Genomic DNA, 13235 nt, shown 5'->3' with positions numbered 1-13235 from the left:
ATTGATATTCGGAGTGAGTCAAACGTCGTTGGGTAATGTGTTTTGAACGACCTGAGTGTTCGCGTTAAAAATATCGCTGCGCAGAATGAACTGAGTGTGGAGCCATACAAGAGTTGGCTCCATCCGGACGGAACGGTTTGGTCACAATTCTACAGGACCAGTGATGAATATCGGCTCAGGTTCCTGGACCTGGCCGATTTCGTTTATGTGCCTGTCACAGAAGACATCCAGTGTTGGCCCGTTTCTGGAACTGACAAGGCAACTCTTGATCACCTCTTTATAAACCAGGTTCGACCCTTGGTTATAGGCATGCAGGGAGGGCTGGTTATGCATGCTAGCGGCGTTGAGGACGGTGGCATGGCGCTGCTGTTTGTCGGACTGTCCGGTCAGGGAAAGTCAACGCTTTCAACCTATTTCGCCACTCAGGGCCATTCGGTCATAAGCGATGATAGCGTGGTGTTTTCATCAGAGCCTCCGTCGCTAGAGATCGAACCCGGGCATGTTTCGGTCCGGCTTTGGCAAGACAGTTTCGAGAGGCTGTTGGCCGAGAGTGCCGGCGAAATTCAACAGGCGTCCTTGTCTTCCAAGAACCGTATTCTGAAACCGGAGGGAATCTCGTTCAGCGAAGCTCCCTGCGACGTTGGTGCTGTCTTCCATCTGGGAGACGCCACGGAGGATACGGTTTTGCTGGAGCGTCTATCCCCCCACGAAGCTCTGGCCGAATGCCTGACCCATATCTTCCTGCTAGAAGATCGTTATCAAGGCGTTCTGGAGGCCCATTTTGACAAGCTTTCCGAGCTTTCGAACAACGTGCCGCATTTCCGTCTTCGATATCCGCGTCGATATTCGAAGCTGCCAGAGGTAAGGCAGGAAATCTTGGACTACCTCGGCAACGGGAGAGAGCCGCATGACTCCATGTGACCGAATATCGGTGCCAAATCACGATCTGTGAGGCGTTTCCGCCATGCGACGAGCGTGAAATGCGCTCCAACCACAGCCGGGACGTAAAACCACTCAAGTCTCGATTCCTTCCGGCGGCGCGACCGTGCGGATGGCGCCATTCTCCAACACTATAATTCGGTCGGCAATCTCAAGGCTGGCCGGTCGGTGGGTGATCAGGATCACGGTGCGCCCGGCCAGTGCCGCGCGGCATTCGGCGACGAATTCCGCTTCGCCTTCGAGATCGTACATGGAGGTCGCCTCGTCCAGGATCAGGATCGGCGGGTTCTTGAGCAGGGCACGTGCGAGCGAGATTCGCTGTTGCTGCCCGCCCGAGAGCTTGACCCCCTTGTCGCCGACGATGGTCTCGTATCCCTCGGGCAGGGCGGACACGAAATCATGCGCCTGCGCGATCCGCGCGGCCTCGACAATCGCCTCCATCGGAGCGTCCGGCATACCAAACGCGATGTTTTCCCGCACGGTTGCGTTGCGCAGGTACCGGCTCTGCGGGACATAACCGATCGCTCGCCGCAAAGCGCCGAGCTCCATTTCCGCAATATCGCGGCCATCCAGAAGGATGCGCCCGCTATCGGGCTGGTACAGACCAAGCAACAGGCCGACAGCGGTGGATTTTCCTGCCCCGTTCGCGCCGGTCAGCGCAACGATCTCGCCGGCCTCGATTCGGAAACTCAGGTCTTTCAGGGCCGGGGTCCGCCCGGGATAGGAAAAAGCGACATGGTCGAAAGCAATCTCGCCGGCGGTCTGGAGCGCATCTGCCGAATACTCGAGGTTCTCCGGCGTCTCCCGCATAACATTTTGCAGCCGTTCAAGCGTCCCGCGTGCGGTTTGCACCCGGCCATAGACGGAGGCGAGCTGCGAGACCGGCCGGACCAGCAGGGCGACATACATCAGGAAACTGACGGCTTCCGAAGCCGACAGTTGCCCTGTGCGAAGGCTCTGCCCGGCCAGAACCAGCAGAACGACCGTGGCGGCCGAAACCACGAACTGGATGGCCGGATCGATAATCGCGTAAAGGCGCGCTTCCTTCACGGTGAGATCCTTCAGCTTCGAGACCTCGGTGTCGAAACGGGCCTGCTCGATCTTCTCGGCGTGGAAGGACTTGATGACCGGAAGCAGGTCCAGCATCTCCTCGGTACCCGCGATCACCTCGGAATGCTGTTTCTGGATTCGGGTTCCCAAACCGCGTAGCCGCCGGCCGATGAACTTCTGAAGGATGAAGAATGCGGGCACCAATACAGGCACCAGAAACGCAAGCGTCGGATCGATTGCCAGCATCATGACGCAGGCGCCCCCTGCGGTCACCAGAAGCGGGAGCAACTGGACCAGCGTTCCGGAGGCAAATTGGCTGAGCTGGACCAGATCCCAGGAAATCAGCGCGATGGCGCTGCCACGCCTTTCGCCCTGATGCCAGAGGATGGGAAGCGCCTGAAGCTGCGCGAATATCCGGCTGCGAAGTTCCGCGAGGATCGTCTCCGACGTGCGCCCGCTTACCCAGGTCGAGACCATGCGCAACCCGGTGCCCGTCGCCAGAAGGCCGAGAATTGCCAGCGTGAGCACGACCGGGCCCAGTTGCTGCCCTTCACCGAAGAAGTACCCGCCCAGACGGCCGCCGACCCAGGGAATGCTCAGGGCGATCACGGATTCGAGCAACAGGATCGCGATCAGAAGCAGCATTCGGCCACGATGCGGCGCAAGGATGGATTTAAGAAAATGCAGGGTCATCTCAGCGGGGCCGGTGCTTCTGGCGCCGCTCGGTGCGCAGAAGGTTGAGGCGGTCCTTGTACCGAAGGAAATGCAGGTAGAGTACGGAACGATCCGCCAGTTCTGGGTAGTATTTCGTGCGCAGGACCTCCTCCGAGGGTGACGCGTAGCAGCTAAAGGCCAGGGCTGTTCCCTTTTGCAGGACCGACCGAATGCCCTGTCCTGCGAGCTCGCGCAGCAGCGATTGGACAACGGCCCGGCCCTGTATTTCCCACGAGGTGAAGCCGAACGCCTCCGCCCGTATGCGCTGCGAGACATCCGCGGGCAAACGCGAAAGAAAGCCCGGATGGGACATCAAAAGGCATTGAACACCGTGAAAGATGGCTCGGTCTGCGATCAGTCCGCTATCGTGCAGAGCGGGAGGATAGACTCCTTCTTCGCCGCGTATGACCGCTGCAAGGCATTCATCAACAAGATCGGTCGTGCTTCTGGCCATTTTCGGTGTCAGCACTTTCATAAATGGTTTGGGGCAGGGAGCCCCGTGAAGGGGTACCCGCTTAACCAGGTTGGTTCTGTTTTCTGCGTCTTCACTTGTCAACGAAGGGTTCCTTGATCTCGTTAACATATTCGGGAGACAAGCGCTTTTCTGCAGATTTCCACATCTGGCGAAAAATGTGCAACCTTGTCGAAACCGACCCGCAAAGCGATGCTGTCGCTTGCATGTCATCTCGATCTGGTCTGGTGATGCACCGAACCCCTCCCCGGTGCTTGCATCGGCTGGGAAATCGGGAAAGCATGGCGCATGAAACCTTCTTCTATGAAAAGCTGGGCCGAAGCTGCCCCCCGTCTTGTGGCTGTTGCGGCTGGTCGTCAGGCCGCCGATCTGGTGATCCGGAACGGGATCTGGGTGAATGTGCAGAGCCGCGAGCTTCTGCCGGGCCACGATATTGCCATTGCCGAGGGCCGCATCGCATATGTCGGCCCCGACGGCTCCCATTGCGTGGGGCCGGAAACGCAGGTGATCGACGCCGCCGGGCGCTACATGCTGCCCGGCCTGTGCGATGCGCATATGCATATCGAGTCCGGCATGCTGACGCCGGCGGAATTTGCCCGTGCCGTCATTCCGCATGGCACGACCAGCATGTTCACCGACCCGCACGAGATCGCCAATGTGCTCGGGCTCGAAGGCGTCCGCCTGATGCATGACGAGGCGCTCTTGCAACCGGTCAACATCTTCACCCAGATGCCGTCTTGTGCGCCTTCGGCGCCGGGGTTGGAGACGACCGGCTTCGAGATCACCCCCGAGGACGTGGCCGAGGCGATGAGTTGGCCCGGTATCGTGGGCCTCGGCGAGATGATGAATTTCCCCGACGTGGTGAATGGCGATGCCAAGATGCTGGCCGAGATCGCGGCCACGCAGAACGCGGGCAAGACAGTCGGCGGCCATTATGCCTCGCCTGATCTGGGCCCCGCCTTTCACGCCTATGCCGCCGGTGGACCGGCCGACGACCACGAGGGCACGCAGGAAGCCGACGCGATTGCCCGCGTGCGCCAGGGGATGCGCGCCATGCTGCGGCTTGGCAGTGCGTGGTACGATATCGAGAGCCAGATCACGGCGGTGACCGAAAAGGGGCTCGACCCGCGCAACTTCATCATCTGCACCGATGATTGCCACTCGGGCACTCTGGTCAATGAAGGCCATATGAACCGCGCGGTGCGCCACGCCATCGAATGCGGTTGCGATCCGCTGGTGGCGTTGCAGATGGCAACGATCAATACCGCGAACCATTTCGGGCTGGAGCGCGAGATCGGCTCCATCGCGCCGGGACGGCGGGCCGACATCATCCTGTCCTCCGACCTGCGCGCCCTGCCCATCGATACGGTCATTGCCCGTGGGCAGATCGTGGCGGAAGGTGGCAGGATCACGGTCGATTGCCCGCATCTCGACTGGCCTGACCATGCCCGCAAGACGGTGCATCTGGGCAAGACGCTCGCCGCGGAGGATTTCGTGATCGCCGCGCCTGCGGGTGCCAACAGCGTCCGGGTCAAGGTGATCGGCGTGGTCGAGAACCAGGCGCCGACGAAAGCGCTCTCGGCGGATCTGCCGGTGATCGACGGGCGCATCGAGGCGGAGGGCGAGGTCTGCCAGATCGCGCTTGTCGAGCGGCACCGGGCGACGGGCGCGGTGAGCAACGCCTTCGTGCAGGGCTTCGGCTATCGCGGACGCATGGCCATGGCCTCCACCGTGGCGCATGACAGCCACCACATGATTGTTGTGGGTACGTCCCGCGAAGACATGGCGCTGGCCGCGAACCGCCTGGGCGAGGTCGGGGGCGGCGTGGTGCTGTTTGCCGATGGTGTCGAGCAGGCGATGGTGGAACTGCCCATTGCCGGGTTGATGTCGGACGATCACGCCGAATCTGTCGCCGCCAAGGCCGAGGCGCTGGGCGCGGCGATGGAAGCGGCTGGCTGTCGGCTCAACAATGCCTATATGCAGCATTCGTTGCTGGCGCTGGTGGTGATCCCCGAGCTTCGGATATCCGACAAGGGGCTGGTGGATGTGACGCGGTTCGAGGTGACGGACCTGATCGAGAAGGTTTTACAATGAATGACATGGCGCCGGTGGTGACACCGGATGTGCCCGACCGGGCGCTGTTCAACGATGCCGAGAAGGCCGTCGACCGGCTGATCCTGCTCTATGACAAGGCGACCCAGTTCCTTTCGGCCAGGTTTTCCGAGAGCCTCGCGGGCGAAAAGCCTCCGCATCGCTACCGGGCCTATTACCCGGAAATCCGCCTTGTCTCGACGAGCTTTGCGGAAACGGACTCGCGGCTCGCCTTTGGCCATGTCACCGAGCCGGGCGTTTATGCAACCACGGTGACGCGCCCGGACCTATTCCGGAAATACCTGATCCAGCAGATCGGGCTGGTGCTGAAAATGCATGGCCAGCCGGTCATGGTGGGCCCGTCCGAGACACCGATCCCGGTGCATTTCGCGGTGCTGAACGACGCCACGCTCAGCGTGCCCCAAGAGGGTGCGCTGCGTTTCCAACTGCGTGACGTGTTCGACGTGCCGGATCTGGCGACGACCAACGACGAGATCGTCAACGGCTATGGTTTTACCTATCCCGACGGTGCGCGGCCCTTGGCGCAATTCACCGCGCAGCGGGTGGATTACTCGCTGGCCCGGCTGAGCCATTACACCGCGACCGGTCCGCATCACTTCCAGAACCACGTGCTGTTCACCAACTACCAGTTCTATGTCGAGGAATTCGAGGCCTATGCGCGCGCGGCGCTGAACGACCCCGAGAGCGGATACACGTCCTTCGTGGCGCCCGGCAATGTCGAGATCACCGATGGCGATACCGCGATCAAGGAACCGGCGAAGCTGCCGCAGATGCCGACCTATCACCTGAAACGCCCGAACGGGGCCGGGATCACGCTGGTCAATATCGGCGTGGGGCCGTCCAACGCAAAGACAGCGACGGACCATATCGCGGTTCTGCGGCCACATGCATGGCTGATGGTGGGGCATTGCGCGGGCCTGAGGAATTCGCAGGCGCTCGGCGATTTCGTCCTCGCCCATGCCTATCTGCGCGAGGACAAGGTGCTTGATGACGACCTGCCGGTCTGGGTGCCGATCCCCGCCCTGGCCGAGATCCAGGTCGCGTTGGAGGATGCGGTCGAGCAGGTGACCCAGTTGGAAGGTTTCGAGCTCAAGCGGATCATGAGGACGGGCACGGTGGCGACGGTAGACAATCGCAACTGGGAGTTGCGCGACCAGTCCGGCCCGGTGCAACGGTTGAGCCAGTCGCGCGCCATCGCGCTGGACATGGAGAGCGCGACCATTGCCGCCAACGGGTTCCGTTTCCGGGTGCCATACGGCACGCTTCTGTGCGTTTCCGACAAGCCGTTGCATGGCGAGTTGAAGCTGCCCGGAATGGCCAGCGAGTTCTACAAGACACAGGTTGCGCGCCACTTGCTGATCGGGATAAGGGCAATGGAACTTCTTCGCGGAATGCCGCTGGAACGGCTTCATTCGCGGAAGTTGCGCAGTTTTGAGGAAACAGCTTTCCTTTGACCCGACGAAAACTGCAGAAAACCCCTTGTTTTCCTGTCTGATCACCCACAAAAAGTTGTGGGCTGAGCCAACATGACGTAGAATCAGCTAAATAAGCCCCAATAGAATGGGCAACAACGAGGAGACCATACATGGCCACCAAACCTATGACCAAGACGCAGCTTGTTGCCGCTATTGCCGAGGCAATGGACGCTGACAAGAAAACAGCTACCGCCGCTCTGGATGCCGTGACCGGCATCATCACCAGCGAAGTTTCCGGCGGTGGTGCCGTGACTCTTCCGGGGATCGGCAAGATTTATTGCCGGGAGCGTCCGGCACGCCAGGTTCGCAATCCGGCCACCGGCGACATGATCGACAAGGAAGCCGACAAGGTCGTTAAAATGACGATCGCGAAGGCGCTGAAGGATTCGGTCAACGCCTGAGGCGAGAGCAATTCACGCCTGAGTTGAGGGGGTCGCCATCTTGGCGACCTCTTTCATTTAGGGGGCGGTGTTTGGGGCTGTCTGCTCCCCCCGCGCTCTGACGAGCGCTCCCGCCCGAGGGTTTCTTCGGAAAGAGGATGAACGGTACGGCTGGCCGTCATCCAGGCTTGGTTCAGGGGCTGGCGATGGATTTTCGAGCATTGGCGATGGGGCTGGCTTTCGCCCTGATGTGGTCCTCGGCCTTCAGTTCGGCGCGGATCATCGTGGCCCATGCGCCGCCCCTGGGGATCTCGGCGCTGCGTTTCCTGATCGCGGGGCTGATCGCCGTGGGGATCGCGCGGGCGTTAGGGCAATCCTGGCGGCTGAGCACGAGCCAGGCGCGGGCGACGCTGATCTTCGGTATCTGCCAGAACGCGCTCTATCTGGGGCTGTTCTTCGTTGCCATGCAGACAATCGAGGCCTCGCTGGCGGCGATCATTGCTTCGACCATGCCTCTGCTGGTGGCGCTGGCGGGGCTGATGATCTTTGGCGAGCGGGTGCGGCCGCTGGGGATTGCCGGGCTTGTGATCGGCTTTGTCGGGGTTGCCATTGTCATGGGCAGCCGGTTGCAGGGGGGCGGGGTCGACCCCTGGGGCGTGATTTACTGTGTGATCGGGGTGACGGCGCTGACCTTTGCCACGCTGGCGGTGCGCGGCGCGGCATCGGGTGGCAATGTGCTGATGATCGTGGGTTTGCAGATGCTGGTTGGTTGTGTCGTCCTGTTTCCGGCCTCGCTGGCGCTGGAGACATGGCAGATCGACTGGACCATGCAGTTCCTCGTGGCCTTTGCCTATACGATCATCGTGCCGGGGCTGGTTGCGACCCTCACCTGGTTTCTGCTGGTGCGCCGCATCGGGGCGGTGAAGGCGGCGACCTTTCACTTTCTGAACCCGTTTTTCGGGGTGGCGATTGCGTCGGTTCTGCTTGGGGAAAGCCTCGGGGCGGGCGATGTTCTGGGCGTCGGGGTGATCATGCTGGGCATCCTTGCGGTGCAGCTCTCAAAGCAGCCTGTAACAGATCCCACGCGGAAGTGAGACCGCGATAGAGGCTCGTGTGATGACAGTTTGCGCGCGATGCGGCATCTCTCGGGCATGGAGATTTTGCTTGGATATGGCGCGGGCCTGCTGACACTGATCAATCCCTGCGTGTTGCCGATCTTGCCGATCGTTCTGGCTACGGCCTTGCAGGCCAGCCGCTGGGGGCCGGTCGCGCTGGCCGCCGGCATGTCGCTTTCCTTCGTTCTGCTGGGCATCGGGGTGGCCAGTTTCGGCCAGGCCATCGGGCTGACCGAGGATATCGTCGGGCAGGCGGCAGCGGTTCTGATGATTGCATTCGGGCTGGTGCTTTTGGTGCCACGTTTCTCGGCTGGCTTTGCCACCGCCACGGCCGGGATTGCCGGCAGCGCGGATGCGCAGTTCGATAATATCGACCGTTCTGGCCTGCCGGGTCAGTTCCTTGGCGGGATGTTGCTCGGCGCGGTCTGGAGCCCTTGTGTCGGCCCGACCCTGGGGGCGGCGATTTCGCTGGCCAGCCAGGGCGAGAGTCTTGGGCGGGCGGGGCTGATCATGCTGTCCTTTGCGGGGGGCGTCTCCACGGTCATCCTCGCGCTCGGCTATGGCGCACGTTCGGTCATTCAGAAGCGGCAGGCCTGGATGCGGGCCGTTGCGACGAAGGGCCGGCCGATCCTTGGCGTGGTTTTCGTCGCCGTCGGTGTCGGGCTGCTGCTCAATGTTCATCACATGCTTGAGGCCTGGGCGCTGGATGTGCTGCCGATCTGGCTTCAGGACCTTTCCGTTTCGATCTGATCAAGGGAGTTTCATCATGGATCGTCGTTCTTTCCTTTCCGCGGCCGGTGCGTTGGCTATCGTGCCGCTTGCGGGCCGCGCCATGGCTGCGCCGATGGAGTACAAGCCGGGGCTCGTCACCGAGAAGCTGAAGGCGGGCGAGACGGTCTTCCTCGATTTCAAGGCGAGCTGGTGCACGACTTGCAAGGCGCAGGAGCGGGTGCTGGATGCGTTGAAGTCGGAGAATCCGGCCTATGAGCAGGCTATCACCTTTATCAACGTGGATTGGGACGCGCATGGGAAGTCCGATCTCGCGAAATCGCTCAAGATCCCGCGTCGCTCGACGCTGGTGGTCCTGAAGGGCGACGCGGAGCTGGGCCGTATCGTGGCCGACACTTCCAAGGGATCGATCAAGGCGCTGATGGATACCGCGCTGACGGCGGCTACGGCCTGATCTCAGGTCAGTACGTAGAGAAGCGCGGACAGCGTGAACAGCGCGCCTATCGTGGCACCGAGCTGGGTGGCCGAGGCGAAACCCTGTTTGCCATGCACCTGCGCGATCACCGAGAAGACGCCGAGGGGCGGCATCGCGCAGCTCAGGATCAGGGCTGCGCGCATATCCGGTGTCATCTCCGCCAGCCCGAAAGCCGTGCTCAGCGCGATGAGGGACGCGATAACCAGCGGGTGCAGGATGAGTTTGCAGGCGACGATATAGCCTGCGAGCGCCCGCGTGCCCTTGGGTTTCAGGTGAGCCAGCGTTCCGCCGATCACCATGAGCGCGGTCGCGCTGGCACCCGCGGCCAGCATGTGAAGCGGCCGGTCGATCGCGGAGGGAAGCTTCAGGGCGAGAAGCGAGAAAGCACAGCCGAAGACGATGGAGAGGATCAGCGGTTCACTGCCAAGCCGCCGCAGGGTGCGCAAAGCGATTTGGGCGCGGTTCGCCCCGTCCTCGTGCCCAAGTTCGAGCATCGTGAACAGGATCGGCAGGAAGATGATGTTTTCGACCAGCAGGTTCTGGGCAAAGGCCTGGTTGGCGATCCCCGGCATTGCCAGAAGCAGGATCGGATAGCCGACATAGCCGTTATTCGAAACGGTCGAGCCCATGGTTGCCAGTGTCGCGGTGATGTGGTCGTAACGGCCCGCGCGGCGAAAGGCGGTATAGAGTACTACCATCAGCGCGACCGTGCCGAGCCCGTAGATCAGCACATAGGGGAGCTGGATCGCCGCGCCGATCGGCTGAGAGGCGATGGCGTTGAACATCAGTGCCGGCAGGGCGAGCTTGATGACGAAGCGGCCGAGCACGCGGATGTCATTGGCCGAGAAAATGCCCTGGCGACCGAGCACGAAGCCCGCCCCGATCAGCACGAAGATCGGCAGGATAATGTCCAGAACGGTGAGCATTGGTTCAGCCGATCCGGCCGGGCAGCTCTTCGCCGATCTGGCCGCGGTTCAGCAGCAGGTGATCCAGAAGCACGCAGGCCATCATCGCCTCGCCCACGGGCACGGCGCGGATGCCGACACAGGGGTCGTGGCGGCCCTTGGTGACGATCTCGGTATTCTCGCCCGACTTGGTGATCGTCTTGCGTGGGGTCAGGATCGAGGAGGTCGGCTTCACCGCGAAGCGGACGATCACGTCCTGCCCGGTCGAGATGCCGCCGAGAATGCCCCCCGAATGGTTCGAGCTGTAGCGCGGGCCGTCATTGCCCATGGAAATCTCGTCGGCATTGGCCTCGCCGGTGAGCATGGCGGCATTCATGCCCTCGCCGATCTCCACGCCCTTCACGGCATTGATCGACATCATCGCGGCTGCAAGATCGGTGTCGAGCTTGCCATAGATGGGCGCGCCCAGCCCGGCGGGTACGCCGGAGGCGCAAAGCTCGACCATCCCTCCAACCGAGGAGCCCGCCTTGCGCAGCCCGTCCAGATAGGCCGACCAGTCGTCGACAGCCGCGGCATCGGGGATCCAGAACGGGTTGTTCTCGATCTCGGCCAGGTCGAACCGGGCGCGGTCGATCACCTGCGTGCCCATCTGCACCATGTAGCCGGTGATCTTCAGGTCGGGCGCCAGAACCTTCAGCGCCGCGCGGGCAACGCCGCCCGCAGCCACACGCGCTGCGGTTTCCCGCGCCGAGGAGCGCCCGCCGCCGCGATAGTCGCGGATGCCGTATTTCTGCCAGTAGGTGATGTCGGCATGGCCGGGCCGGAATTTCTCGACGATCTCGCCGTAATCCTTGGAGCGCTGATCCGTGTTCCGGATCATCAACTGGATCGGTGTGCCGGTGGATTTGCCTTCGAACACACCGGACAGGATCTCGACCTGATCGGGTTCGCGCCGCTGCGTTGTGAACCGGTTCTGGCCCGGCTTGCGCTTGTCGAGCCAGACCTGCAACGCCTCGGACTCGATGGGCACACCCGGCGGGCAGCCGTCTATCGTGGCGCCGAGCGCGGGCCCGTGGCTTTCACCCCAGGTGGTGACGCGGAACAGATGTCCGAATGTATTCAGGCTCATGGGGCGGCTCCCTTTTGAGTCCCGTTTAGAGGGCGGAAGGGAAAGGCTCAAGGGCGCGCTCGGGCCTATCCCTCTGTCTTTGCGAGATGAGCCTTGCAGAAAATGCGTCTTGTTCTTGCATCTTTTGAGGCGCAGGGAAGGGCGAGGAGGAAGACAACCATGATGCAAACCGTTTCCTTTGATCGCGGAAGCTGGATGAACCCGCCGAAATCCTGGAGTGTTTCGGGCAATACCCTCGCCATTGAGACCGCCGCGAAAACCGATTTTTGGCAGAAGACGCATTATGGTTTCGAGCACACGAATGGGCATGCGCTGCTGTTCGACACCCCCGAGCATTACGCAGCCGAGGTGACTTTCACCGGTGAGTTCACGTCGAAATACGAGCAGGCGGGCCTGTTGCTCTGGGAGAGCGAAACCCGCTGGATCAAGGCGGGAATCGAGAATGCGGATGGGCGGGAGACCCTTGCCGTGGTGGTCACGGACGGCCGGTCGGACTGGTCCATGGCACCGGCAAATGGCGCGGTCTGCGACTGGACCATCCGCATGAGCGTGACCGACTCCGCGGTGATCGTGCATGCGCTTGGGTTGGGCAACTGGCAGATCCTGCGGGTGGCGAATTTCGTTGCCAAGGGGGCGCGGATCGGACCCATGACCTGTTCGCCGCTCGGCGAGGGGTTGAAGGTCGAGTTCAGCGATTTCCGGCTGGGCAACCTGCCGAAGGATCCGCTGTATATCTCTACCTGATCTGGCGCGCGTGGCCTGTCCTATTGCCCGCCGGGGGTCAGGGCGCGCCTTTGGCGTTCGCGTTTGATACCGAGGTGGCGTTCCCGCAAAATGATCGCGATGCCCGCAGAGACCACGATCGCGGCGCCGACAATCGTCGGAAGATTGGGGATCTCGTTGAAGATCATGTACCCGATGGCCACGGCGAGCAGCATCGAGGCATAGTCGAACGGCGCGATCAGCGAGGCGTCGCCGAAGCGGTAGGCCGAGGTCAGCATCCCCTGTCCGACACCGCCTGCCAGACCGGCCAGCACCAGGAACGCAGCCTCGCGGGGTGTTGGGACGACCCAACCAAAAGCCAGCGTCGACAGCGACAGGAGTGACGCCGTCAGACTGAAATAGAGCACGATTGTGCCGGCCTTTTCCGTCGCAACCAGCTTCCGCACCAAAGTCTGCGCCAGGGCGGCGAAAACGGCGGACATCAGGGCCAGAACGGCCCCGAGGGCCTCCGCATGGGCCAGATCCTGATCTGAGCCGGGGCTGAGACGGGGCGCGAGGATGATCAGGACGCCAGCCATGCCCGCGCCGACCGCGGACAGGCGGAAGATGCCGACTTTCTCGTTCAGGAACATCGCGGCGAATATGACAACCAGGATCGGACCCGCATAGAAGATCGCGGTGGCTTCCGGCAGCGGCAAGTAGCCGAGCGCGGCGAAGCTGAGCCCCATGCCGCTTGCCCCCAGAAGACCGCGCCACAGATGGCCGATCGGGTTCGACGTCCTGAAGCCATCGGCCAGCCCGCCATCGTGATGCAGCCAGAGCAGGATCACGGGAAGGGCAAAGAACGACCGGAAGAACACCGCTTCGCCGGGGGGGATATGCCCCGACGTTGCCTTGATCAGGCTCTGCATGGAGACGAAGACAGCGACGGAGCCCAGCTTCAGAAGGATGGCGCGAGACGGATTCATGGCGTCAGATGTGCAGCTTTCGTCAGGAATGTCACCTGTGCGGTTTTGG

General features: G+C 62.1%; 13 protein-coding genes. 8 read left to right on the top strand and 5 right to left on the bottom strand.

Annotation, left to right across the window (positions count from 1 at the left end; all coding sequences use genetic code 11):
* Window positions 1-42: 42 nt before the first annotated feature.
* Entirely contained in the window at window positions 43-921 is an 879-nt protein-coding gene (locus AX756_RS01085; protein WP_156461350.1) for a phosphoenolpyruvate carboxykinase (ATP), read from the top strand.
* A 93-nt stretch (window positions 922-1014) separates the two neighbouring features.
* On the opposite strand, the gene AX756_RS01080 is transcribed toward AX756_RS01085, so the two are convergent.
* Window positions 1015-2682 carry an ABC transporter ATP-binding protein gene (locus AX756_RS01080; RefSeq protein WP_068307555.1) on the bottom strand — a complete coding sequence of 556 codons (1668 nt, stop codon included), beginning with the start codon at window positions 2680-2682 and terminating at the stop codon, window positions 1015-1017.
* Between the two features lies 1 nt (window position 2683).
* Window positions 2684-3259, bottom strand: a complete 576-nt coding sequence (locus AX756_RS25985; protein WP_163887079.1) for a hypothetical protein — start codon at window positions 3257-3259, stop codon at window positions 2684-2686.
* Between the two features lie 204 nt (window positions 3260-3463).
* Between AX756_RS25985 and ade the strand changes: the two genes are divergently transcribed.
* The 6 genes from ade (at window position 3464) to AX756_RS01045 (ending at window position 9440) form a co-directional block, all read left to right on the top strand.
* Complete coding sequence (ade, locus tag AX756_RS01070; RefSeq protein ID WP_068307551.1) at window positions 3464-5269, top strand: adenine deaminase; 1806 nt, start codon at window positions 3464-3466, stop codon at window positions 5267-5269.
* A 5-nt stretch (window positions 5270-5274) separates the two neighbouring features.
* Window positions 5275-6741: an AMP nucleosidase gene (locus AX756_RS01065; protein ID WP_438938393.1), complete on the top strand. Its 1467-nt coding sequence runs from the start codon at window positions 5275-5277 to the stop codon at window positions 6739-6741.
* A 131-nt stretch (window positions 6742-6872) separates the two neighbouring features.
* Window positions 6873-7163 (top strand): HU family DNA-binding protein, encoded by a 291-nt coding sequence (locus tag AX756_RS01060; protein ID WP_068307548.1) that lies wholly within the window; start codon window positions 6873-6875, stop codon window positions 7161-7163.
* 185 nt (window positions 7164-7348) lie between these two features.
* Window positions 7349-8236: a DMT family transporter gene (locus AX756_RS01055; protein WP_068308133.1), complete on the top strand. Its 888-nt coding sequence runs from the start codon at window positions 7349-7351 to the stop codon at window positions 8234-8236.
* A gap of 57 nt (window positions 8237-8293) precedes the next feature.
* Window positions 8294-9007, top strand: a complete 714-nt coding sequence (locus AX756_RS01050) for a cytochrome c biogenesis CcdA family protein (protein WP_068308130.1) — start codon at window positions 8294-8296, stop codon at window positions 9005-9007.
* Window positions 9008-9023: 16 nt separating this feature from the next.
* The gene (locus AX756_RS01045) at window positions 9024-9440 is read left to right on the top strand and encodes a thioredoxin family protein (protein WP_068307546.1); all 417 of its coding nucleotides are present in this window, start codon (window positions 9024-9026) and stop codon (window positions 9438-9440) included.
* 2 nt (window positions 9441-9442) lie between these two features.
* Here AX756_RS01045 and AX756_RS01040 read toward each other — a convergent pair whose 3' ends face one another.
* Window positions 9443-10387 (bottom strand): AEC family transporter, encoded by a 945-nt coding sequence (locus AX756_RS01040; protein WP_068307545.1) that lies wholly within the window; start codon window positions 10385-10387, stop codon window positions 9443-9445.
* Between the two features lie 4 nt (window positions 10388-10391).
* Window positions 10392-11495 carry a chorismate synthase gene (gene aroC, locus AX756_RS01035; protein WP_068307544.1) on the bottom strand — a complete coding sequence of 368 codons (1104 nt, stop codon included), beginning with the start codon at window positions 11493-11495 and terminating at the stop codon, window positions 10392-10394.
* 159 nt (window positions 11496-11654) lie between these two features.
* Between aroC and AX756_RS01030 the strand changes: the two genes are divergently transcribed.
* Window positions 11655-12239, top strand: a complete 585-nt coding sequence (locus AX756_RS01030; RefSeq protein WP_068307542.1) for a DUF1349 domain-containing protein — start codon at window positions 11655-11657, stop codon at window positions 12237-12239.
* Window positions 12240-12259: 20 nt separating this feature from the next.
* Here AX756_RS01030 and AX756_RS01025 read toward each other — a convergent pair whose 3' ends face one another.
* Complete coding sequence (locus tag AX756_RS01025; protein WP_068307540.1) at window positions 12260-13186, bottom strand: DMT family transporter; 927 nt, start codon at window positions 13184-13186, stop codon at window positions 12260-12262.
* Between the last annotated feature and the right edge of the window lie 49 nt (window positions 13187-13235).

Origin of the sequence: Aliiruegeria sabulilitoris (genome assembly GCF_001558155.1) — a bacterium.
Classification (GTDB): domain Bacteria; phylum Pseudomonadota; class Alphaproteobacteria; order Rhodobacterales; family Rhodobacteraceae; genus Tropicimonas; species Tropicimonas sabulilitoris.
This window is presented reverse-complemented; position numbering and strand designations above follow the sequence as displayed.